Here is a 23,248-nt window from a genome sequence, read left to right on the forward strand (position 1 = left end):
ATGACCGATACCGCTGAAAAGATGGATTACTCCAAGACCCTTTACCTGCCGGAAACCGATTTTCCGATGCGCGCCGGACTGCCGCAGAAGGAGCCGGAACTGGTGAAGCGCTGGGAGGAAATGAACCTCTATAAGAAGCTGCGCGCTTCCGCCGCCGGCCGCGAAAAGTTCGTGCTGCATGACGGCCCGCCCTACGCCAATGGCCACATCCATATCGGCCATGCGCTGAACAAGATCCTCAAGGACGTCATCACCCGCTCGTTCCAGATGCGCGGCTATGACAGCAACTACGTTCCTGGCTGGGATTGCCACGGTCTGCCGATCGAATGGAAGATCGAGGAGAAGTACCGCGAGAAGGGCAAGAACAAGGACGAGGTTCCGGTGAACGAGTTTCGCCAGGAATGCCGCGACTTTGCCGCCGGCTGGATCAAGATCCAATCCGAGGAGTTCAAGCGCTTGGGCATCACGGGCGATTTCGACAATCCCTATCTGACCATGAACTTTCATGCGGAATCCCGCATCGCCGGCGAGCTCTTGAAGATCGCCAAGACAGGTCAGCTGTATCGCGGTTCGAAGCCGGTCATGTGGTCGGTGGTCGAGCGCACGGCGCTCGCCGAAGCCGAAGTCGAATATGCCGATGTCGAGAGCGACATGATCTGGGTGAAATTCCCGGTGGCTGAAGGTCCGACGCATCTCGCCGGCGTCTTCGTCGTCATCTGGACGACCACCCCGTGGACGATCCCGGGCAACCGCGCGATCGCCTATTCATCGCGGGTGTCCTACGGTCTCTATGAGGTCACGGAAGCAGCGAATGATTTCGGCCCGCGTCCCGGCGAGAAGTTGGTTTTTGCCGACAAGCTCGCCGAGGAATCCTTTGCCAAGGCAAAACTGCAGTACAGGCGCCTCAGCGACGTAACCGCTGCCGATCTGGCCGCGGTCACCTGTGCCCATCCGCTCGCCTTGCTCGGCTACGGTTTCAAGGTGCCGCTTCTAGATGGCGATCACGTCACCGACGACGCCGGCACGGGCTTCGTGCACACGGCGCCAAGCCACGGCCGCGAGGACTTTGACGCCTGGATGTCGCATGCACGCGATCTCGAAAAGCGCGGTATCTCCTCCGCCATCCCGTTCCCGGTCGATGATGCAGGCTTCTATACAGCCGATGCCCCGGGTTTCGAAGGCGGCCGCGTCATGGACGACAACGGCAAGAAGGGTAATGCCAACGATCTGGTCATCAAGGCGCTGATAGAGACAAACACGCTGTTTGCACGCGGCCGACTGAAGCATTCCTATCCGCATTCCTGGCGGTCGAAGAAGCCGGTCATCTTCCGCAACACGCCGCAGTGGTTCGTCTATATGGACAAGGACTTCGCGGACGGTTCGACGCTGCGTTCGCGCGCCCTGAAGGCGATCGACGATACCCGCTTCGTGCCGGCTGCCGGCCAGAACCGCCTGCGCGCCATGATCGAACAACGCCCGGATTGGGTGCTGTCTCGCCAGCGAGCCTGGGGTGTGCCGATCGCGATCTTCGTCGACGAGCAGGGCAACATCCTGCAGGACGATCGCGTCAACGCCCGTATCCTTGAGGCTTTCGAGCAGGAAGGTGCTGATGCCTGGTTCGCGGAAGGCGCACGCGAGCGCTTTCTCGGCGAGAAGGCCAACGAGCCCTGGACGCAGGTCATGGACATCCTTGACGTGTGGTTCGATTCCGGTTCGACCCACACTTTCACACTGGAAGACCGCCCGGACCTCAAATGGCCGGCCGACCTCTATCTCGAAGGCTCCGACCAGCATCGCGGCTGGTTTCATTCGTCGCTGCTCGAAAGTGCTGCGACGCGCGGCCGTGCACCATACGATACCGTCCTCACCCATGGCTTCACCATGGATGAGAAGGGCGAGAAGATGTCGAAGTCCAAGGGCAATGTCACTTCGCCGCAAGAGGTGATGAAGGATGCGGGTGCCGACATCCTTCGTCTCTGGGTCATGACCTCGGACTATTCTGAGGACTTGCGCGTCGGTAAGGCCATCATCCAGACCAATGTCGATGCCTATCGCAAGCTGCGCAACACCATACGCTGGATGCTGGGCACGCTGGCGCACGACAAGGGCGAAGTGTTCGCCTATGCCGACATGCCGGAGCTGGAGCAGCTGATGCTGCACCGTCTCGCCGAGCTCGACGAGCTGGTGCGTGAAAGCTACGACGCCTTCGACTTCAAGCGCATTGCCCGCGCTCTGATCGATTTCGCCAATGTCGAGCTGTCGGCCTTCTACTTCGACGTCCGCAAGGATGCGCTCTACTGCGATGCCCCGTCGAGCCTGCGCCGCCGCGCCTCGCTCGCCGTCATCCGCACGATCTTCGACTGCATGGTGACGTGGCTTGCGCCGATGCTGCCCTTCACCACGGAAGAGGCGTGGCTGTCGCGCAATCCGTCGGCGGTCTCGGTTCATCTCGAGCAGTTCGTCACCGTTCCGGCCGAGTGGAAAAACGAGGCGCTGGCCGAGAAGTGGAAGAAGATCCGCGCCGTGCGCAGCGTCGTCACCGGCGCTCTGGAAATCGAACGCAAGGACAAGCGGATCGGCTCCTCGCTGGAAGCCGCCCCGGTCGTCTACGTTGCCGACCCCGAGCTGCTGAAGGTGCTCGAAGGGCAGGATTTCTCGGAAATCTGCATCACCTCCGATATCACCATTCTGGGCGAACAGGGTCCTGCGGATGCCTTCCGCCTCGACGACGATGCCAAGGTCAGCGTCGTGCCCAAGCTTGCCGAAGGCCGGAAGTGCGCCCGTTCCTGGCGCATCACCACGGATGTCGGCTCCGATCCGGAATACCCGGACGTCTCGGCGCGCGACGCTGCGGCACTCCGTGAGCTTGCGGCTATCAACTGAAGAAAATTGCCGGATGAATTGCCTTTGCGGCGTTCATCCGGTAAAAGCTGCCTGAAAATGGCCAGAATTTTACGGCAGTTGCCGTTAAATGGGGTCCTATTGCGTTTATTCCGGCATGGCTGGGAAGGGTTTTCATGAGAGCGATGCATAAGGTTCGTGTCGGCGTCAGCTTGGCGGCACTTGTGGTTGGCTGCGGCGCCATGTCCGGTTGCCTTAGCAGCCCGACTTACGGCACCGACAAGACGGCCGGAGTCCAGCTCCTCGATGACCTCGGCGACATCGCCTCCGTTTCCGCCGCGACGCCGAAGGACAAGGGCGTGAAGTATCCGAACCGCCCGGGTCTCGTTCTGCCTTCTGACAAGGATCGCGACAACCTCACCACGCCACAGCAGTCTCTTGCAAGCAAGGACAACCCGGCCTGGCTGGAATCGCCCGAAGATGCCCGCAAGCGCCTTGCTGCGGAAGCCGACGCGAAAAAGAACGATGTGAACTATCGTTCGCCACTGGCTCAGGCCGACAGCGCCAAAAATCATCTGAGCGAAGCGCAGCAGACGGCCGCCTATCGCGCCGCCCGCCAGGATCAGGCCGGCAGCTATATCGATCAGCGCCGCTATTTGATTGACCCGCCGCAGCAATATCGCCAGGTATCCGATCAGTCCGCTTTGAACGATCTCGGCACACCGGAGTCGAAGAAGGAGAAGAAGCGCAAGAAGGATGCCGAGGCCGCGCAGCAGACCAGCAACAGCAGCTGGTGGAAGCCCTTCCAGTAAAAAGCTTTCAAGGCGGCGGCATCGAAACCGCCGCTTTTTTAGTCTTCGAAGCGTCTCGCTTGGAAGAAACCTCTGAGGATATCGGCGGATAAGGTCTCGCCGAGGCCGGAATAGACCTCCGGCGCGTGATGGCAGGTTGGCTGGCGATAGAAACGCACGCCATTGTCGACACCGCCGCCCTTCGGATCTTCGGCGCCATAGTAAAGGCGGCGGATGCGCGCGAACGAAATGGCGGCGGCGCACATGGTGCAGGGTTCCAGCGTCACATAGAGATCGGCGCCTGCAAGACGTTCCTGGCCCAGCTCCTCGCAGGCTAGGCGGATGGCGACGATTTCGGCGTGTGCAGTGACGTCGTTGAGCTCACGGGTGTGGTTGCCGGCGGTGGCGATGACCTTGCCGTCGAGCACGACTACGGCGCCGATCGGCACTTCGCCACGCTCTCCGGCACGGCGCGCTTCGGTCAAAGCAAGCTCCATGAATTGATTTGTAGCCGCCATTCAAGTTTTCCACTTAACCGCAAGGGCGTGACCTGATAGGAACACGCGTTAAAAATTCAGGCAAACAACAAATGACGATGAATGACAAGCCCAAGCGGCCTGGGTCTAAACCCTTTGCTGGCGACAAGAAGACGATAAAACGCGATGGCGCGAAGCCTGCGAAGGCCGTAGCCGTCAAGGTTGCGGATGAGAGCGCAGTCGAGGATGGAAAGGCCGAGCGCATTTCCAAGGTGATGGCGCGCGCTGGTGTGGCCTCGCGCCGCGATATCGAGCGTATGATCCTCGATGGCCGTGTCAAGCTGAATGGCGTGCTGCTCGATACGCCAGTGGTCAACGTCACCCTTACAGACAAGATCGAGGTGGACGGTGTACCGATCCGCGGTATAGAGCGCACGCGCCTCTGGCTCTATCACAAGCCCGCAGGTCTGGTGACCACCAATGCCGATCCTGAGGGCCGCCCTACCGTGTTCGACAATCTGCCGGACGAGCTGCCGCGCGTCATGTCGATCGGCCGCCTAGACATCAACACCGAAGGTTTGTTGCTGCTGACCAATGACGGCGGTCTGGCCCGCGTTCTGGAATTGCCGACGACCGGCTGGCTGCGCCGCTATCGCGTCCGAGCCCATGGCGAGATCGATCAGGAAGCGCTCGATAAGCTGAAGGAAGGCATTGCCGTCGACGGCGTGCTTTACGGCTCGATCGATGCGACGCTCGATCGCACCCAAGGCTCCAACGTCTGGATCACCATGGGCCTGCGCGAAGGCAAGAACCGCGAAATCAAGAACGTGCTCGGCGCTCTTGGTCTCGAGGTAAACCGCCTGATCCGCATCTCCTATGGCCCGTTCCAGCTCGGCGAGTTGCCGGAGGGTCATGTGCTCGAGGTGCGCGGCCGCACGCTGCGCGACCAGCTCGGTCCGCGCCTAGTCGAAGATGCCAAGGCGAATTTCGATGCGCCGCTCTATAACGCCCCGGCCGTGGCCGAACCCGAAGAGGCGGAAGCAAAACCGGCGCGAGCTACCAGGGAAGAACGCCCGCGCCGAGAGCGTCCCGAGGACAAGCGCGAGCGAGCGCTCAGCCGTCTCGATACCAAACGCGATGCCAAGCGTGACGATCGCCGCGATGGTGGTCACAAGGATGGCGACCGGGCGAAGCGCCAGCCGCTAGGCCCGCGTCGCAGCGCCAATGTCTGGATGGCGCCGGGCGCCCGCCCGCTTGGCGAAAAGGCGGCAGCAAAGGCCGCAAAGAATGCAAAGACCGCCTCCCGGCGCGGCGAGATCGAGCGCCCGCAGCGCAGCAGCTTCGACCGACCGGACGAAGGCCCGCGCGTCCGCATCAATCGTGTCGACGAGGGCGATGGCGAATGGATCCGTTCGAGCGAGGAAGCTCCGCGCCGGTCGCGTGGCGATGACGAGGGATTTGATCGCAAGCGCTCGCGCGGCGATCGCCCGCAGGGTGATCGTCCCGCTCGTGGGGATCGTCCGCTTGGCGACCGTCCCCGGGGCGAGCGAGCATTTAGCGATCGTCCTCGTGCGAAATCCTTCCAGGGGGAATCCCGCTCCGAACGTTCTTTTGGAGATCGGCCCGCGCGTGGCGACCGGCCTTTCGGCGATAAACCCCGTGGCGACCGGCGTCCGCGCGCCGAGGGGGACGAGCGTCCGCGCAGCAAGTCTTTCGGCGGTGAGCAGCGTTCGGAACGCCCCCGCGGGGCTCGCCCGCAGGGGGATCGTCCGTTTGGTGATCGCCCGCCCCGTGGTGACCGACCCTTCGGTGATCGCCCTCAAGGCGAACGGTCCTTCGGTGACCGGCCGGCCGGCAAGCCCTTCGGCAAGAAGCCCGGCGGCGGTAAATCCTTTGGCGGCAAGCCGGGCGGAAAACCCGGTGGTTCGCGCGGCTTTGGCGGCAAGCCCGGCGGCGCAGGCCGCCCATCCGGCGGTCCGCGTGGCGGTTCCGGTCGGGGTGGCTCCGGCAGGGGCGGCCCCAAGGGTGGCAGGGGCTGACGCGCGGTGAGGATCGTCGGCGGTGAGTTTCGCGGTCGCTCGCTTGCAACGCCGAAGTCGAACGACATTCGTCCGACGGCGGATCGCACGCGCGAAAGCCTGTTCAACATTCTGAACCACGCCTATCCGGAAGCCATCGACGGCACGCGGATGATGGATGTGTTTGCCGGCACCGGCGCCGTGGGGCTGGAAGCAGCTTCACGGGGCTGCCGCCACGTGCTCTTCGTGGAAAGCAGTGTCGAGGGCAGGGGCCTTCTTTGGGAAAACATCGATGCGCTCGGCCTGCACGGCCGCACGCGCATGCTGCGCCGTGATGCGACGGATCTCGGCAGTGTCGGCAATCTCGAGCCCTTCGATTTTCTCTTCGCCGACCCGCCATACGGCAAGGGGCTGGGCGAGAAGGCTTTCGCGGCCGCTGCCGCCGGTGGCTGGCTAGTGCCGGGCGCTCTGGCAATCCTCGAGGAGCGTGCCGATGTCACAGTTGCAGCGCCGGCGGATTTCCTGTTTCTGGAGGAGCGAACCTTCGGCGACAGCAAGATGCATTTCTTCCGTTATCAGCCGCTAGCGGCCTGACGGAGGAAGGAGAACACTATGGGCGATTACGCTGATTTCGTCGGCAGCGACTATCCGCTCGCCGCCTCCGGCACGCCGAGCGTCGCAGTCGCCTTCGGCTGCGGCGGTGCGCGCGGTCTCGCCCATATTCATATCATAGAGGCGCTGGACGAGCTCGGTATCCGCCCCGTCGCCATAGCAGGCTCCTCCATCGGCTCGATCATGGGCGCGGCCATGGCCGTCGGCATGAGTGGCGCTGAGATCCGCGATTATACGCTGGCAACCGTCGGTAATCGCCCGGCCGTTCTCAACAAGATCTGGAGCTTGCGACCGGTCAGCATGCGCAGCATCCGCTTCGGTCAGTTCAATCTCGAACGCATTCTGCGCACCTTCCTGCCGCCGGCCATTCCGGAAAGCTTTTCCGAGCTGCATATCCCGCTGAAGGTGGTCACGACCGATTATTACAATCAGACGGAGATCGTCATCGAGAAGGGCGAGCTCTTCCCTGTGCTCGCAGCCTCTGCCGCCATTCCCGCCGTATTCATGCCGGTCAAGCTCGGAGACCGCGTGATGATCGACGGCGGTATCATGAATCCGGTTCCTTATGAACATTTGGCCGGTCTTGCCGATATCATCATCGGCATCGACGTGGTCGGCGGGCCGGAAGGCAGTGGCCGACAGGTTCCGAACCGTATCGAGAGCCTGTTCGGTGCCGGCCAGCTCACCATGCAGTCCAATATTGCCTTGAAGCTGCGCCTGCAGGCGCCGCAAATCTTCCTGCGCCCCACCATCGGCCGCACCGGCGTCCTCGACTTCCTGAAGGCGCGCGATATCCTCGCCATGTCGGCCGGCGTCAAGGACGAGCTGAAATTCGCGCTTGATCGAGTTATGACGGCGAAAAATTAGCGTTCAGGCAAGAAGCGCGGGATGCGGCTTGCGTCGGAAATCGTGAAGCGAAGATGTTTAAGCTCGCTCCGGCTCCTCTTGCGGCAGAACGACGAGATCGTCGGCGTCGCTGTAGGTATCGGCGGCACGCTTCGGCTTAACCAGCGGTTCCGGCTTGACGGGGCGTGAATAGAGCATGTCGGTGCCCGCCTGCAGCCCCTCGCTAACCTGCAGCACAAGCCGCTGCTCGTCGCGTTTGCGGATGTCCTCGCCAATCTCGTAGGCTTCCGCCTCGCTGACCCCGAGCGCTTCCAGGGTGCGGCGGCCGAAGAGCAGACCGGATTCCAGCGTTTCGCGTAGCTCATAATCCACGCCTTTATGCCGCAGCTCGATCGAATGAATACGGTCGTATGAGCGGACGAACAGGCGCGCATGCGGATAATCTGTCTGCACGAGCTCGACGATCTTGTTGGTAATCTCCCGCTGATGGGTGCTGACGACGACGATCTTGGCACGATCGATGCCGGCGGAGCGCAGCACATCCTTGCGGGTTCCGTCGCCGAAATAGATACGGAAACCGAAGCTCGATGCCTGGCGGATGCGATCGGCGGAGAAATCGATGACGGTCACGTCGCGGCCGCTGGCAAGCAGAATCTGTGCGGCGATCTGGCCGAAACGCGAAAAGCCGATCATCAGCACATCGGAACCGGCGCCCTCGAAATCCTCGTCCAGCTCTTCCTGCGCGTCGCCCTTGACCATTCGCTTTGCCAGCGCGGAACTGAGCGGCGTCAGCGCCATCGACAGCGTTACGATGGCAATCAGTGTCGATGCCGTATTGGCGGAGAAAAGCCCGCCGCTGGCGCTGGCGGCGCTGAAGAGCACGAAGCCGAATTCGCCGCCCTGCGGCAGGAGGCCGGCAATGCGCACGGCATCATCATGCGGGGAGCCTGTGACGCGGCAGAGCGCATAGATCACGATCGCCTTGATGAGCATTATCACCGGAACCGCGAGCACGATCAGCACCCAGTTGTCCAGGATCACGTCGAGTTTCAGCGATAGGCCGACGGCGATGAAGAAAATGGCGAGCAGCACACCGCGGAAGGGCTCGATATCCGCTTCCAGCTCATGCCGGTAGGAGGATTCCGCCAGCATTACGCCGGAAAGAAAGGCACCCATCGCCATGGAGAGGCCGGCAAGCTGCATCAGCGTTGCCGATCCCATGACGACGAACAGGGCGGCGGCAATCATCGCTTCCCGTGCGCCGGTGCGTGCGATCACCTGAAACAGCGGCGTCAGCAGATAGCGCCCTGCGATGATCATCGCTGCCACTGCGCCGATGGCAATGGCGAGGCTTGGCAAGGGATTGGCGGTTTCCTGTGCGCCATCGAGAACGGTGATCAGCGCCAGCAGCGGCACGATGGCGAGATCCTGCAGCAGCAGCATCGAGAAGGAGCGCTGGCCGTATTTCGTGTTGACGTCGCCCTGCTGTTCGAGGATTTGCATCGCAAAGGCGGTCGAGGAAAGCGCCAGGCCGAAGCCAATGATGATGCTGCCCTTCCAGCCGGCAATGCCGCCGAAATAGGCGGCCACCATCAGCGCAAGTCCGCTAAGAACCACCTGTGCCGTGCCGAGGCCGAAAATATCCCTGCGCATCTGCCAAAGGCGTGACGGCTTCAGTTCCAGACCGATGATGAAGAGCAGGAAGACGACGCCGAGTTCGGCGACGGCCAGCACGGCCTCGCTGTCACTGATGCTGTGGAGAATCGGCCCGATCACCACGCCTGCGGCGAGATAGCCGAGCACGGTGCCAAGCCCTAGTTTCTTGAAGATCGGCGCCGTGACGACGGCGCCGCCGAGGAGCAGCAGGGTTTCGGTGAAAAGCGTATTGGGGGCGGACATCGTCTGTTTCTTTCCGTGGGGCAGGCGGTGTTGCGACGCTTGGTCATGATAAACAACCATGCGTGAAGAGATTAGAACAAGAATCGGCTTTGCCGCCCTTGATGCTTTATGTAGTGCACAATAAATGGAACGCGAAGGAAAGGCCAAGTCATGACCTCTGAAATCGATTCCGCCACTCTGCTTTCCCGTGCCAGCGAGTTGATCGACCTTGCCCGGAAAGCCGGAGCGGATGCGGCCGATGCCGTGGTGGTGCGGTCGCGCGCCCATTCCGTCAGCGTCCGTCTCGGCAAGGTCGAAGGCACGGAATCTTCCGAGAGCGACGACTTCTCCTTGCGAGTGTTTGTCGGCAACCGCGTTGCCAGTGTTTCCGCCAATCCAGGCTTCGATCTGAATGCTCTTGCCGAGCGTGCTGTGGCCATGGCCAAGGTTTCTCCGGAAGATCCCTTTGCCTGCCTTGCCGATGAGGTGGATCTCGCCAAGAGCTACCCCGATCTCGAACTGTTCGATCCGACCGAGGTTTCCACGGAGCAACTGCGTGAAGCGGCCCTTGCGGCCGAGGCGGCAGCCCTTGCCGTTCCGGGTGTCACCAATTCTTCAGGTGCCGGCGCTTCGGCTGGCATGGGCGGGCTCGTGCTCGTCACCTCGCATGGTTTTGCTGGACATTACATGGGCTCGCGCTTCGGACGCTCCGTCAGCGTCATTTCCGGCGAGGGCACCGGCATGGAGCGCGACTATGATTTCGACAGTCGCCTCTATTTCGCCGATCTCGATGCGGCCGAAGAGATCGGCCGCCGCGCCGGCGAGAGGGTGGTCAAGCGCCTCAATCCGCGCCAGGTTCCGACGGACAAGAACGTCACCGTCGTCTTCGATCCCCGTGTCGCCCGCGGCTTCGTCGGGCATATTGCCGGCGCCATCAATGGCGCATCCGTCGCCCGCAAGACCAGCTTCCTGCGTGACAAGATGGGCCAGCAGGTATTGAAATCAGGCCTTTCGATTACGGACGATCCGCTGATCGTGCGCGGCCCATCCTCGCGCCCCTTCGACGGTGAGGGCGTAACCGGCAAGCGGCTCGTGATGATCGAGGACGGCGTGCTGCAGTCCTGGTTCCTGTCCACGGCGACGGCGCGGGAAATCGGCGGCGGCCTGAAGACCAACGGCCGCGGTGTGCGCGGGGGGACGTCCGTGTCGCCTGCTTCCACCAATCTTGCACTGGAACCCGGCGATATCTCGCCCGAGGAACTGATCCGCAACGTCGGTACGGGCTTCTATGTCACTGAACTGATCGGCCAGGGCGTCAACATGATAACGGGCGAATACAGCCGTGGCGCTACTGGTTTCTGGATCGAGAATGGTGAATTGACCTTCCCGGTTTCGGAGGTGACGATCGCCTCCAACCTGAAGGACATGTTCATGCGGGTGACGCCGGCAAACGACATCGACCGCGATTTCGGCGTCGCTGCCCCGACGCTTGCCATTGAGGGCATGACGCTGGCGGGCCGCGGATAAACGAGCGGAGATTGGAATTATTCAATGATCGATAGCAAGGCCGGCCAATTGAGCGATGTGGACCTCATCATGGGTGCAGCGCTCGAGGCGGGCAAGATTGCTCTCGGTTTCTTCCGGCAATCGCCGGAGGTCTGGTGGAAGAACAACGGCCAGTCCCCTGTCAGCGCCGCGGATTTCGCCGCGAATGAGAGCCTTGCCGCCACGCTTCGCGCCGCTAGGCCCGATTATGGCTGGCTTTCGGAGGAAACTGATGATGACGCCGAGCGGCTGAAGCACGCGACCGTCTTCGTCGTCGATCCGATCGACGGCACCAGAGGATTTCTCTCAGGCCTTGATCTTTGGTGCGTTAGCGTTGCCGTCGTCACCGATGGACGGCCCGTGGCGGGCGTTCTCTATGCGCCGGCGCTGGACGAGCTCTTCGTCGCGACGGCTGGAGGGGAGGCTTTGAAAAATGGCAAGCCGATCCGCGTGTCTCAGAGAGTCGGCGACGACATCCATCGTCTTGCGACCGGCGAGGAGATGCTGAAGGGCTTCGATCCGGATTTTCGCAAGACAGTCGAGCGTGTGAAGCACGTTCCCTCGCTCGCCTATCGCCTCGCCATGGTGGCGGATGGAAGGCTTGAGGGAACGATCGTCAAGCGCAACTCGCATGACTGGGATCTGGCCGCCGCTGATCTCATTCTGGAGCGGGCTGGCGGCGCGCTCGTGGACCTTTCTGGCAATACCCTCAGCTACAATCGCGCCGAAGTATCGCATGACGAACTTTGCGGTGCGTCGGCAGCGCAATTACCGGAGTTTCTCCGTCAACTATCGAACCGACGAGACGGTTGACCTTTCCGTCAAAATCCCGCAGATGAAGGACGGAGGGGGATGACAGCAGAAAGAGACGAAAATGACTGATACCAGCGGCAAAAAGCAGCTCCTGCACCTTGTCTTCGGCGGTGAATTGGAAAACCTCGAAGAGGTCCAGTTCCGCAATCTCAACGAGCTCGATATCGTCGGCATGTATCCCGACTATGCGAGCGCGCTGGTGGCGTGGAAGTCCAAGGCACAGCAGACCGTCGACAATGCTCATATGCGTTATTTCATTGTCCACCTGCATCGCTTGCTGGATCCGCAGGAAAAAGCGGTATCCTGAGTTCTCCCTACTTCGAATTTGCATTTGATATCTCCATCCGGGGAAGCGTTGTCGCTTTAAATCCGGCCATGAAGCAGTATCTTTGACACAATAAGAACGAAAATTCGGCTGCTTATTCGGCCGCGTGGTAATCGGGATTTGGCATAGATGATGATCAGCTGGGATAGGAGGCGGTCGAAATGAGTAGCCTCAGGGCGCGTCTCGCCTTGAGCGCCTATCGTTTCGGCGGAATTGCCGTTTATCCGTTCATCGGGCCTTATCTCGCCGTTCGCGCGGCGAAGGGCAAGGAAGATGCTTCCCGCAAGCTGGAGCGCTCGGGCTATGCGAGCGCCAACCGCCCGCAGGGACCGCTGATCTGGTTCCATGCCGCAAGCGTGGGGGAAACCTCTGCCGTCATTCCATTGATCCGAGAAATCCGTCGCCGGGATATCCATGTCATTCTGACGACGGGCACGATCACTTCTGCCAAGGTCGCACAGCAGCGGCTTAACGAAGAGGTCATCCATCAATATGTTCCCCTCGATCTCAAGCCCGCCATCAAGCGCTTCCTCGATTATTGGCAGCCCGATTGCGCTATTTTTGCCGAATCCGAGATCTGGCCCACAACAGTCATGGAGCTTGCCCGGGAGCGCATTCCTCAGATCCTGGTGAATGCCCGCATGTCGGATCGATCCTTCGCGCGCTGGAGCCGGCATCCCTCGCTTGCTGAGGCGCTGTTCGAAAATTTGGCGCTGGTCGTAGCCCAATCCGACCTCGATGCCGAACGCTTCCGCGATCTCGGCGCCGTGCAGGTCCTCAAATCGGGCAATCTCAAGGTGGATACGGATGCGCCATCCTATGATGCGCCGACGCTTGCCGATTATCTGAAGCAGATCGGTAGCCGCAAGACCTGGGCAGCTGTCTCTACCTTCGAGGGCGAGGAGGGCGCTGCAGCCTCCGTCCATTCGATGCTCAAGGAGCACAACGGCCAACTCACCATCATCGTGCCGCGTCACCCCGAGCGCTGCGATGCAATCGAGGCGATGCTCGTCGAGCAGGGCTTGAAGGTGGCGCGCCGCACCCGCAATGATATCCTTTCTCCCGATGTCGATGTCTTTCTTGGCGATACGATCGGCGAGATGGGGCTTTACCTGCGCATGACCGAAGTGGCCTTCATGGGCAAGTCGCTGTTCAATGAAGGTGGCCAGAATCCGCTCGAGCCGGCCATGCTTGGCTGCGCGATCCTGACGGGCGGCCATGTTCAGAATTTTCGCGACTCCTATCAGTTGCTCGCCCGCCGCGGCAGCGCGCGCATGGTGCGCGATACCGAGATGCTGGCGCGCGGCGTGCATTATTTGCTTACCAACGACACGGCACGACGCGGTATGATCGACGCCGGCTTTGCTGCCGTGCATGAAATGCGTGGTGCACTGGCAGCAACGGTGAAGGGGCTGGAGCCCTATATCAATCCGCTTTCGGTCAAGGCGCGGCTGATGCCGAAGACGATGGCGAACGGATAAGAAGGGAAGGGCATGACAGCGGCCAAGCTGGGAGCGATTGCGGGCATTCTTTTCGACAAGGACGGCACGTTGCTCGATTATGACCAGAGCTGGCTGCCGGTCAATCGCGAGCTTGCCAGGATCGCTGCTCAGGACGACCTCATTCTAGCTGATCATCTTCTATCCGCCTGCGGCATGGACCCGATCACCGGCCACATCGTGCCGGATAGCCTGCTTGCAGCGGGGAACACCCGGCAGATTTCCGAGGGGCTGGTGGCCGCCGGCTCGAAAGTGGAGGTCGCGGAGCTGGTGGAAAAACTCGACGCGCTCTTTGCGCATGCAGCGGATTTCTCCTCGCCAGTCACCGATCTCGCCGCCTTCTTCCAGCGCCTGCATCGGCGTGGTTACAAGCTGGGCGTTGCCTCCAGCGACAATGAGCGCTCCATTCGCCAGACAGCGCGCCGCTTCGGCTTCATCGACTATGTCGATTACATCGCCGGCTATGACAGCGGTTTCGGCACCAAGCCAGAGCCGGGAATGGTACTCGGCTTTTACGCCGCGACAGGCCTTTCGCCCGCGCAGGTCGCTGTCGTCGGCGACAACAATCACGATCTCCATATGGGCCGCAACGCCGGCGTCGGCCTGACCGTAGGCGTGCTGACGGGTACGGGATCACGCGAAACGCTCACAGCGGCCTCCGACTATTGCCTCAACGACATTACCGAGCTGGAAGGCCTGCTCATGCCTGTGGCGCAATCGGCCTGATCCCGGCAATGGCTTGCTTTTTCACGCAATTTGGCCTTTCCTGCCGCTTTGTCGCGGGCACAAGAATAGGGCTGGATTAGACGCATGGTATCGGAAGCCCCACCTTTCTGGTGGCGAAAGCCGGATTGGCGTGCTTGGGGGCTCTCACCCTTTTCTTTCCTATATGGCCGTATCGCCGGACATCGCATGGTGCATGGCAAACGCGCCTCCGTGCCGGTGCCTGTTATCTGCGTCGGTAATTTCACGGTCGGCGGCGCAGGAAAGACGCCGACGGCGCTTGCTTTAGCTCAGGCTGCCAAAGCCAAGGGGCTGAAGCCTGGTTTCCTCAGCCGGGGATATGGCGGTTCACTCGATGTCACCACGATCGTCGATCTTTCACATCATCATGCCACGGCCGTCGGCGACGAGCCGCTATTGCTTGCCCGCGAGGCGCTGACCGTCATTGCCCGTCGCCGCGCCGATGGCGCGGAACTGCTCGTGCGCGAAGGTGCAGATCTCATCATTATGGATGACGGTTTCCAAAGCGCACAGCTCGCCATCGACTATGCCCTTGTGGTGATCGATGCCGGCAGGGGCATCGGCAACGGCCATCTCGTTCCCGGCGGTCCCGTGCGCGCGCCGCTGCGCACCCAGCTTCTTTATACATCCGCTCTCTTGAAGGTGGGTGAGGGCACTGCCGCTGATCGCGTCGTGCGTCTGGCGGCAAGGGCTGGGAAGCCTTTCTTTTCCTCGAGTGTCAGAGTGCGCGGGCAGGAGGATTTGCGCGGGCGTAAGGTGCTTGCCTTCGCCGGCATCGCCGATCCGGCCAAGTTCTTCCGCACCGTCGAGACGCTGGGGGCCGACATCGTAATCGCACGCAGCTTCGGCGATCATGAACATCCCGGCGAAGACGATGTCTCCGACATGCTCGACATAGCCTCGCGCGAAGGGCTGGAAATCGTCACCACATCAAAGGACTATGTCCGCCTGATCGGCCATCATGGCCGCGCCGACGAACTGCTGCGGTGCTGCAGGGTGATCGAGATCGATATGGTCTTTGATGATCCTCAGGCGCCAGCCTTGATTATCGATAGGGCGATTGCAGCCGCGCGCGAGCGGCGCTTAGGGGAAAAGCGCAATAGCAAAGCTGCTTAGGGCCACGTCTGGTTATCCAGCGTGGAAAATCAGCGCTTCTGATTGGGCAGCGCGCCGGCGCGCTTTTCAGCTTCGAGCGAGGTGATAACATCGGCATAAGGTTCCTGCCGGGCAACGCTCCAGTAGCGCAGCTCATCGAGCGCAATATGCTTACCGGTCATCGCGCAGACCACATAGGAACCCGGCATCAGGATCTGGAAATCGCCGTCGAGATAGCGAATTTTCGCCTCGCGGTTTCCATGTCCTTCGAAAAGATTCATCTGACGCTGTCCTTGATCTGTCTCATCTGTTTGCCATACCGCACTACAGCGGCGCGCGTCAAATATGACGGGTAAAGATCGTTGCGGCAGGCGCGACTTCCAGCCTATTTCCCGGAGAGGTTCCTTTTGGAAATGACTGAGATCAGCTGCGCCCGAACAGCCGCTCGATGTCTGTGAGCTTCAACTCTATATAGGTCGGCCTACCGTGATTGCATTGTCCGGAACCCGGCGTCGCCTCCATTTGCCGTAAAAGTGCATTCATCTCTTCCGGACGCAGGCGACGGCCGGACCGCACCGAACCGTGGCAGGCCATGGTCGCGGCCACATATTCCAGCTTGGCGGCAAGGCCCGAGGCCGTATCCCATTCGGCGATCTCGTCGGCCAGCTGCCGGACCAGGCCCTGCGCGTCGACCTCGCCGAGCATGGCCGGTGTCTCCCGCACGGCGACAGCGCCCGGGCCGAAGCGTTCGATGGCGAGGCCAAGCTCGCCGAGCTCTTCGGCAAACACCATCAGCCGATCGCAATCCTCCTCGGGCAGATCGACGATTTCTGGAATCAGCAGCACCTGAGAGGACAGCCGCTTCGAATGCAGGGCCTTGCGCATGGCCTCGAACACCAGCCGCTCGTGCGCCGCATGCTGATCGACGATGACAAGCCCATTCTCCGTCTGGGCGACGATATAGTTTTCGTGCAGCTGGGCGCGGGCAGCACCCAGCGGAAAGCGAGCGGGTTCTTCGGCACGTGCTGGCTCTGCCGGGGATGCTACTTCGGCGCGCGCGGTGGGCATGGAAAGTCCCTCGAAGGCGGCCTGCGGTCTTTCGGCAAATCCGTAACCTGCCGCTGCTGCAGCTCGCTCATAGGGACGAGATGGCGAAGTTTCCGGCGTCCAGGGAGTCGTGGCTGGCGAGGGTCGCCAACCCTGCTGAAAGGCGGAACGTCCGGCGGCAAACGCCCGCAACATGCCATCCGCGCCGGTCGTGGCCGCCCGGTCGCCCTCGCGCGCCAGCGCTTCGCGCACAGCGCCAACGATCAGGCCGCGGACGAGACCGGGATCGCGGAAACGCACATCGGATTTCGCCGGATGCACGTTGACGTCGACCAATGCTGGGTCGAGCGTCAAGGAAAGGACAGCGACAGGATAACGGCCGGAGGGGATGGTCTCGGCATAGGCGCCGCGGATCGCCGAAAGGATCAGCTTATCCTGCACCGGCCGGCCATTGACGAACGCGTATTGATGCGCCGAGTTGCCGCGGTTGAAGGTCGGCACGCCGGCAAAACCGGTGAGGCTTACATCCTCGCGCACCGCATCGAGCGCGATGGCATTGTCCTTGAAATCGGCGCCCAGTATTTGTGCCATGCGGGCGAGATGGTCATCGCCGGTCGCGGGAAATTCCAGCGTCGAGCGATCGCTGCCCGACAGCACGAAGCGCACGCGCGGGAAGGCGATCGCCATGCGCTTGACGACTTCGGTGATCGCGGCCGCTTCCGCCTTCTCCGTCTTCAGGAATTTAAGGCGCGCCGGCGTCGCGAAGAACAGGTCGCGCACCTCGACGATCGTGCCCGGATTGGCGGCGGCCGGGCGCAAATGCAGGACTTTGCCGCCGGCAACGGCGATCTCAGCGCCGCCGGCCGCACCCGCTCTGCGGCTGGCGATCGAAAGCTTCGCCACCGAGCCGATGGAGGGCAGGGCCTCGCCACGGAAACCGAGGGTGCGAATATCCTCCAGCGTCTCGGAAATCTTCGAGGTGCAGTGGCGGCGAACGGCAAGTTCCAGATCTGCCTCTTCCATGCCGGAGCCGTTGTCGGTCACCCTGAGTAGCGCCTTGCCACCGCCTGCCGTGGCGATTTCGATACGCGTGGCGCCGGCATCGAGCGCATTTTCGATCAGTTCCTTGGCCGCACTTGCCGGGCGTTCGATGACTTCGCCGGCGGCGATCTGGTTGATCAGGGTCTCGGAAAGTTGCTTGATGGCCATGGCTGCATTCTCGTGGATTCGCAGCCGTGAGGGAAGAGGAAAGGCGCTTCTTCCGTGGCGATTCCCCGTTTCCGTCCGCGGCTTTGTTAAGAAATTTAATCAATGTTTAAGGGAATGATGACAGGTTGCGGAGACAGAACTTGAAATGACCGCGGGTGGCACGTTTCGTGCATGCTGACGGCTCTCGATGGCAGGTTGGTGGCCATCGGTCGAAATGGAGCCAGGTGCCATCTGCTTCAAGTATCCAGGCCAGCATGCAACTTCCACGAATTTGCCTGCAGAGCGAATGCCGCTTTGTCGATTTGCCGTGTTGTAAAACTGGTTGAGCGTAGGAATCCGACGAATGACTGCCGAGATTGAAAAGGCAGCTGTGGCAATGATGACGGCTGGCGCGCCTTTCGGCGACAGTCTGCAGACGATGTTCTTCGACGCCTTCTGCGATAGCCTTTCCAGCGCCTTTTTCGCTTACGACAAGAATGACCTTTTGTTGTTCGCCAGCCGGCAGGTTCTGAACTTCTTCCCGATCGCGCCTGATTTCCTGCAGCCTTCCACGCGGCTGCGCGATTTTCTGGGCGCCGTCTTCGATACTGGAGTAGCCTATCAGCGGCATCAGACCAAAACAGCCGCGAGCCGCGACGATTGGATATCGCAGCGCATAGCCACCCATTGGCGTGAACGCTTCGAGACCACCGAGCATTTTGCCGACGACCGCTGGGTGCGCGTCCTCAACCGACGGCTATCTTCGGGCATCGGCTTCTGCATCATTTCCGACGTTTCGGAAGCCCGGAAACGCGAAGAGCAATGGCGCGTCGACATGGAGCGCGTGCAGCTGACCGAGGATATTCTCGACAATTTGCCCTTTCCGGTTTTCGTCAAGGACCAGAATCTCGTGTACGTCGCAGTCAACCGGGCGTTCTGCGAAAAGTATCAGACGGCGGCGGACGAGGTACGCGGCCGAAAGAGCATCGATATCTTTTCCACCGACCTCGCCAACCGCTTCCATGAGAGCGACCGGCATGTGATCGAAACCGGCGAAATGTCGATTACCCGGCAGCGTCAGATTGCCCGCGACGGCGTCGAGCGCGATATCGTCACCCGTAAGCAGCGGATCGGCAAGCCCGGCCGTTATTTCCTGGTCAGCACCATGCAGGACTTACCCAAGGATGGCGGTGATTTCGACGAGTTCGCGCTGGCATCGAGCATCCGGGAAAACAGCGATCGCTCCTATCGCCGCGCCTATGTTCCGATGGTTGCGCTGCAGACCATTTCTCGCCGTCCGGCCGCCATGGAAACCTTCGTTCCGGAGAATTTCAGCGGCCGCAAGGTGCTGGTAGTCACACCGGACTTCGCTGCCGAAACGGCGGCTCTGAAGACGCTCGAGAAATACGGCTTCGAAGCTTGTGTCGTGCACAACGAGAACGAAGAGGCGGCTTTTCTGGACGTGGCGAGCGCGCATGGCGTCAAGATCGACCTGGTTATCGTCGACAACCAGCTTGGCAAACGCGGCATCGAACTGGCCGAACGGCAGAACCTCGCCGCGCTCTCGTTGGACGGATCGCAGCTTGCAACCGAGCTTGCCTTCCTGATTGCGCGTCATTTCAATCGCAACATCCGTGACGAACTGGGCGAGATCGTCGAACCGGGGCTTGCATCCGAATGGCGGCGTGCGGCCAGTGATGAGCGCCGGGCGCAAATTCTGGTCGCCGAAGATAATGACATCAATCAGATCGTCTTCTCCCAGATCCTCGAGGGCCTGGGATACAGCTATGTGATCGCGGCAAGCGGAGACGAGGCAGTGCGCCTGTGGCAAGAGCATCGTCCTGAACTGATCCTGATGGATATTTCGTTGCCGGGGCTGAACGGTTTTGAATCCACCCGGCTGATCCGTGGCGCGGAAAAGGGCACGGGCACCCATACGCCGATTATCGGCGTCCTGACCCAGGCTTTCGAGCGTGACCGCAAGGAATGCGCCGAGGTCGGCATGGACGATGTCATTCTGAAGCCGGTAAGCCCCGACATCATCGAGACCGTCTTTCAGAAATACATGCGCGCCGCCCTGAAGGCGCAAAATCGATAGATGTTACAATGAGATCATGTCCGACGGCAACTTATCGCCGGTGCTGAATGACCGTCCTCTTGGCATTCTTTGTTAAGACTTCCTCGGCATGCTTTTCCCCTGGGTGGAGAAAAGGTCGGAACCAAATATGAAATCGACTGAGATGCTGCCGGGGCCAGTCAGTCAAGAGCCGCAAGCAATTGCCTATACCGATCCCCTTACCGGGCTCGGCAATCGATATCGCATGCGTGAGCGCGCGCGGGCGCTTTCACTTGAACGCGCCGGCGATCCCGCCCCTTTTACGATCGGGATCGTCAATCTCGATGCCTTCAAGCCAATCAACGATCTCTTCGGCGTCGAGGCGGGCGATGAGATTCTCTGCCAGGTTGCTCATCGCCTCAAAGCCTGCATCCCCGATGGCGCGCTGGTGACGCGTCATGACGGCGATGAGTTCGCCTTTGTGCTGCCGCTTGTTTTTGAACGTGTCGGTGCCGAGAAATTCGGGCAGATGATCCGCGAAGTGCTGTCGGCGCCCTATGATCTCGGAGACCGTAATGTCCGTCTTTCGGCCTCGTTCGGCTTTGCCATCCATCCTTTCGCCGGAGAAGAGTTCGACGATCTCCTGAAAAATGCGGATACGGCGCTTTATCGCTCCAAGCGCCGCGGCCGTGGCCAGATCACGGTCTATTCCAGGGAGATTGCCCAGGAGATGAGGCGTGCGACGCAACTCGAGCAGGCGCTGCGCAATGCCATCATTTCCGACGCCATCGATGTGCACTTCCAGCCGATCGTCTCGCTTGCCAATAACATGGTTCTCGGTTTCGAGGCTCTGGCGCGCTGGAACGATCCGGATCTCGGCTTCGTCTCCCCCGCTGTCTTCGTGCCGCTTGCCGAAGAGCGAGGCTTCATCGACGCACTGTCCGAAACCTTGCTACGAAAAGCTGCGGAAGCAGCACTTTCGTGGCCGCGCGAATTGTTCCTGTCCTTCAATCTCTCCTCGGCACAGCTGATGGACCCCGGGACGAGCAGCAGCATTCTCGCCATCCTTACGCGCGCGGGCTTGGACCCGCATCGCCTCGAACTCGAAATCACTGAAACCGCCGTCATGAGCTCGGCCGATACCGCCCATCGCATCATTGCGGATCTGCGCGCGGTCGGCGTGCGCATCTCTTTGGATGATTTCGGCACTGGCCAGTCCAGCCTCGGGCGCTTGCGCGAATTCATCTTCGACAAGGTGAAGATCGATCGGGCCTTTGTCTCGCGCATGAATTCGGACAGGGCTTCCGAACATATCATCAAGGCTGTTCTTGCCATGTGCGAAGGGCTTGACCTGCGTGTGGTCGCGGAAGGTATCGAGGAGCATGCGGAAGCGGCGAAGCTGAAAGCGCTGGGCTGCGCGATGGGGCAGGGCTACTATTTCGGAAAGCCGGCCGACAGCGCTGCAACGCTTCGTTATCTGCAGGCCCATTACTTCGATCTGAGCCACGAACGCGAAATCGCTTGATCCTGAAAAACAGCATGAAATAGTCAAAGAAAGCGGCGGCTCGAAGGCCGCCGCTTCTGTATTTCGTCCGACCTTTGTCGATATTTATTTATTAGTGGTCGACGAAGTAGTCGTGTTGTCGGTTGCCGGCATTGTCGACGTGCCGGACGACTGAGCCGCCTTTTCGGAAGCCTGCATCGAGAGGGTCTTAAACTCTGGCGCGGCCTTCAAAGAATCGGCTGTTTCCGTCGTCGTCAGCTTCACCGTCCCGTCCTGCGGATTTTGCGTGGCGCTGATCTTGTCGAAAGGAACGGCGACGTTTTTCTGGCCTAGGCCAAGGAAACCGCCAACACCGACGATTGCGGCAACGACGCCACCTTGCTTCTGCAGGATCAGGTCATTGATGCTGCCGATGCTCTCATTCTGGCCGTTATAGACCGACTGGCCCATATAGGTCTTGGCGCTGATCTGATCGGCAGATTGTGTAGTCAGATAACCTGCCTGACCGCTTGCTGCGGGGGCAGGAGCCTGAGCACTTTTCTGTGCTGCCGAGGCGTCGGGCTTGGTGACGTCAGGCGTTGCCGGCGCGCTTTGCGTCACCGGCGCATTATTGCCCGCGCCGCCATTCGATGGCTGCTGCGCCTGGGCAAAAGCCATGGGTGAAAGCACGGAAGCCGTGGCAAAAATGGCGCCTGCGGCAACGGAAGTGAAGAGTTTCCCAGTCATCGTGAACCTACCTTTCATTCTGATGGGCATGCTTCGTCGTACGCGCATGCTTACCAGCGCGAGTGGAACTTTGTGCTACCGGCCGTTATCGTACCGGTCCTAGAAGCAATGGCTCAGGGAGGTTTTGGTTCCGTCAAAAGTTGCAGAAAATTACGTCACGCAGCTCGGAAGCAAAAAGAATATGGCGGGAAATCAATAACTACGGCGGCAAAAGACAACCAGAAAGATTGCTAATATAGTGGGCAGCTCAATGGACGATTGGATTTTTCCAGGGTTGGAGCTGTCATCTCGATTTGCATTTTCCGTCGAAAGCAATGCCGCCTCCAGCGTAGAGGTGCTGAAGGCGGCCCTCAATCAAAGCTTGTATGGGGGGTCGAAAACGCCCTTCACCGTCAGGCCGAGCTCCAGAAGCGCACCCGCCTGCGGCTGCATAGAGCGCGCCTCCTCATCCAGCCCTTCCCAGGCAGTCGTCACGGCCAGCCGGTCCGCATTCTTGCCGATGAAGGCGGGGCAGGAGGGTTGCATGGCAGGTACGCGATAGCGCTCGATGCGCAGGCCGTCCGGGCTGTATTTGTCGACGAAGCCGGAACCCCAGCGCGCGTTCCAAATATAGCCATCTGCATCGCAAACCGAGCCGTCGAGGCCGCCTGGGTCTTCCATGCTGTCAACCATGACGATCGGCTCCCCCATCGGAAGCCCTGTCTTGGGATCGACGAGCACGCGCATGAGTTGGCTGACGCGCGTATCGGTGAAATAGCCGATCGTGCCGTCCGGGGAGAAGCAGATGGAATTCGGAATGCTGATCTGATCGAAGATCTTGGTGACCTTGCCGCCGGCGACATGATAGATCGCGCCCGCCTGCATCTCGGCGCGCTTGCCCATGGTGCCGATCCAGAGCGATCCGGAAATATGGGTGCGTCCGTCATTGGAGCGGTTCTCGGGCTTGTCGGCTTCGATAGCCGTATAGAAGGTCAATTCGCCGGTCGCGATGTTGCGAAGGAAGAGACCCTGTTCGGTCGCGATCATCTGCCGTTCCGCATCGACCCGAGCCAGCACGCTTGCCATCATCGGCAGTTCATGAACCTGCTTCTTGCCGGTAGGCAGGTGCAATTCGTGTAATTCCTTGCCGAGGATGTTGAACCACCAGACGGTATCCGTATCAGGATCGTAGGTGGGGCCTTCGCCGAGGACCGAGGAGGTATTGCAGAGAATATTCCCCTGAAAATCATGAATGTCGGTCATAG

19 protein-coding genes are annotated in these 23,248 nt (G+C 60.8%); 13 read left to right on the forward strand and 6 right to left on the reverse strand.

The features are described from left to right. Positions 1 to 2,883, forward strand: coding sequence for an isoleucine--tRNA ligase (gene ileS / locus ACYJRZ_RS08875; protein WP_459458077.1), 2,883 nt, complete (start codon positions 1 to 3; stop codon positions 2,881 to 2,883). Between the two features lie 134 nt (positions 2,884 to 3,017). Continuing rightward, complete coding sequence (locus ACYJRZ_RS08880; RefSeq protein ID WP_459458079.1) at positions 3,018 to 3,653, forward strand: hypothetical protein; 636 nt, start codon at positions 3,018 to 3,020, stop codon at positions 3,651 to 3,653. 38 nt (positions 3,654 to 3,691) lie between these two features. On the opposite strand, the gene ACYJRZ_RS08885 is transcribed toward ACYJRZ_RS08880, so the two are convergent. Beyond that, positions 3,692 to 4,150, reverse strand: coding sequence for a nucleoside deaminase (locus ACYJRZ_RS08885; protein ID WP_459458081.1), 459 nt, complete (start codon positions 4,148 to 4,150; stop codon positions 3,692 to 3,694). Between the two features lie 71 nt (positions 4,151 to 4,221). On the opposite strand from ACYJRZ_RS08885, the gene ACYJRZ_RS08890 reads away from it, so the two are divergent. The 3 genes from ACYJRZ_RS08890 to ACYJRZ_RS08900 are packed head-to-tail and all read left to right on the forward strand — an operon-like array spanning position 4,222 to position 7,605. Continuing rightward, complete coding sequence (locus tag ACYJRZ_RS08890) at positions 4,222 to 6,147, forward strand: pseudouridine synthase (RefSeq protein ID WP_459458083.1); 1,926 nt, start codon at positions 4,222 to 4,224, stop codon at positions 6,145 to 6,147. 6 nt (positions 6,148 to 6,153) lie between these two features. After that, entirely contained in the window at positions 6,154 to 6,720 is a 567-nt protein-coding gene (rsmD, locus tag ACYJRZ_RS08895) for a 16S rRNA (guanine(966)-N(2))-methyltransferase RsmD (RefSeq protein ID WP_459458085.1), read from the forward strand. An 18-nt stretch (positions 6,721 to 6,738) separates the two neighbouring features. Further along, the gene (locus tag ACYJRZ_RS08900; protein WP_459458087.1) at positions 6,739 to 7,605 is read left to right on the forward strand and encodes a patatin-like phospholipase family protein; all 867 of its coding nucleotides are present in this window, start codon (positions 6,739 to 6,741) and stop codon (positions 7,603 to 7,605) included. Between the two features lie 57 nt (positions 7,606 to 7,662). Here ACYJRZ_RS08900 and ACYJRZ_RS08905 read toward each other — a convergent pair whose 3' ends face one another. After that, on the reverse strand, positions 7,663 to 9,483 hold the full coding sequence (locus ACYJRZ_RS08905) for a monovalent cation:proton antiporter-2 (CPA2) family protein (protein WP_459458089.1): 1,821 nt from the start codon (positions 9,481 to 9,483) through the stop codon (positions 7,663 to 7,665). 150 nt (positions 9,484 to 9,633) lie between these two features. Between ACYJRZ_RS08905 and ACYJRZ_RS08910 the strand changes: the two genes are divergently transcribed. The 6 genes from ACYJRZ_RS08910 (at position 9,634) to lpxK (ending at position 15,504) form a co-directional block, all read left to right on the forward strand. Then, on the forward strand, positions 9,634 to 10,989 hold the full coding sequence (locus tag ACYJRZ_RS08910; protein WP_459458091.1) for a TldD/PmbA family protein: 1,356 nt from the start codon (positions 9,634 to 9,636) through the stop codon (positions 10,987 to 10,989). A 24-nt stretch (positions 10,990 to 11,013) separates the two neighbouring features. Further along, the gene (locus ACYJRZ_RS08915) at positions 11,014 to 11,820 is read left to right on the forward strand and encodes a 3'(2'),5'-bisphosphate nucleotidase CysQ (RefSeq protein WP_459458093.1); all 807 of its coding nucleotides are present in this window, start codon (positions 11,014 to 11,016) and stop codon (positions 11,818 to 11,820) included. A 61-nt stretch (positions 11,821 to 11,881) separates the two neighbouring features. Next, a complete protein-coding gene (locus tag ACYJRZ_RS08920) occupies positions 11,882 to 12,127 on the forward strand; it encodes a DUF4170 domain-containing protein (protein WP_459458095.1) in 246 nt (81 codons plus the stop codon). A gap of 179 nt (positions 12,128 to 12,306) precedes the next feature. Further along, entirely contained in the window at positions 12,307 to 13,626 is a 1,320-nt protein-coding gene (gene waaA / locus ACYJRZ_RS08925) for a lipid IV(A) 3-deoxy-D-manno-octulosonic acid transferase (protein WP_459458097.1), read from the forward strand. 12 nt (positions 13,627 to 13,638) lie between these two features. Next, positions 13,639 to 14,370 carry an HAD family hydrolase gene (locus tag ACYJRZ_RS08930; protein WP_459458099.1) on the forward strand — a complete coding sequence of 244 codons (732 nt, stop codon included), beginning with the start codon at positions 13,639 to 13,641 and terminating at the stop codon, positions 14,368 to 14,370. Between the two features lie 84 nt (positions 14,371 to 14,454). Next, the gene (lpxK, locus tag ACYJRZ_RS08935; protein ID WP_459458101.1) at positions 14,455 to 15,504 is read left to right on the forward strand and encodes a tetraacyldisaccharide 4'-kinase; all 1,050 of its coding nucleotides are present in this window, start codon (positions 14,455 to 14,457) and stop codon (positions 15,502 to 15,504) included. Between the two features lie 29 nt (positions 15,505 to 15,533). On the opposite strand, the gene ACYJRZ_RS08940 is transcribed toward lpxK, so the two are convergent. After that, positions 15,534 to 15,764 carry a DUF2093 domain-containing protein gene (locus tag ACYJRZ_RS08940; RefSeq protein ID WP_015338954.1) on the reverse strand — a complete coding sequence of 77 codons (231 nt, stop codon included), beginning with the start codon at positions 15,762 to 15,764 and terminating at the stop codon, positions 15,534 to 15,536. Positions 15,765 to 15,906: 142 nt separating this feature from the next. After that, positions 15,907 to 17,739 carry a DNA mismatch repair endonuclease MutL gene (gene mutL, locus ACYJRZ_RS08945; protein WP_459458103.1) on the reverse strand — a complete coding sequence of 611 codons (1,833 nt, stop codon included), beginning with the start codon at positions 17,737 to 17,739 and terminating at the stop codon, positions 15,907 to 15,909. Between the two features lie 343 nt (positions 17,740 to 18,082). Here mutL and ACYJRZ_RS08950 point away from each other — a divergent pair, with 343 nt between their 5' ends. Beyond that, complete coding sequence (locus ACYJRZ_RS08950) at positions 18,083 to 19,816, forward strand: response regulator (RefSeq protein WP_459458105.1); 1,734 nt, start codon at positions 18,083 to 18,085, stop codon at positions 19,814 to 19,816. A gap of 127 nt (positions 19,817 to 19,943) precedes the next feature. Further along, on the forward strand, positions 19,944 to 21,299 hold the full coding sequence (locus tag ACYJRZ_RS08955; RefSeq protein ID WP_459458107.1) for a putative bifunctional diguanylate cyclase/phosphodiesterase: 1,356 nt from the start codon (positions 19,944 to 19,946) through the stop codon (positions 21,297 to 21,299). Between the two features lie 84 nt (positions 21,300 to 21,383). Here ACYJRZ_RS08955 and ACYJRZ_RS08960 read toward each other — a convergent pair whose 3' ends face one another. Both ACYJRZ_RS08960 and ACYJRZ_RS08965 read right to left on the reverse strand, forming a co-directional pair. Further along, positions 21,384 to 22,004: a PRC-barrel domain-containing protein gene (locus ACYJRZ_RS08960; RefSeq protein ID WP_459458109.1), complete on the reverse strand. Its 621-nt coding sequence runs from the start codon at positions 22,002 to 22,004 to the stop codon at positions 21,384 to 21,386. A gap of 354 nt (positions 22,005 to 22,358) precedes the next feature. Beyond that, positions 22,359 to 23,246 (reverse strand): SMP-30/gluconolactonase/LRE family protein, encoded by an 888-nt coding sequence (locus ACYJRZ_RS08965; RefSeq protein ID WP_459458111.1) that lies wholly within the window; start codon positions 23,244 to 23,246, stop codon positions 22,359 to 22,361. Positions 23,247 to 23,248 lie beyond the last annotated feature (2 nt).

The sequence above is a fragment of the Rhizobium sp. No.120 genome, assembly GCF_054558365.1.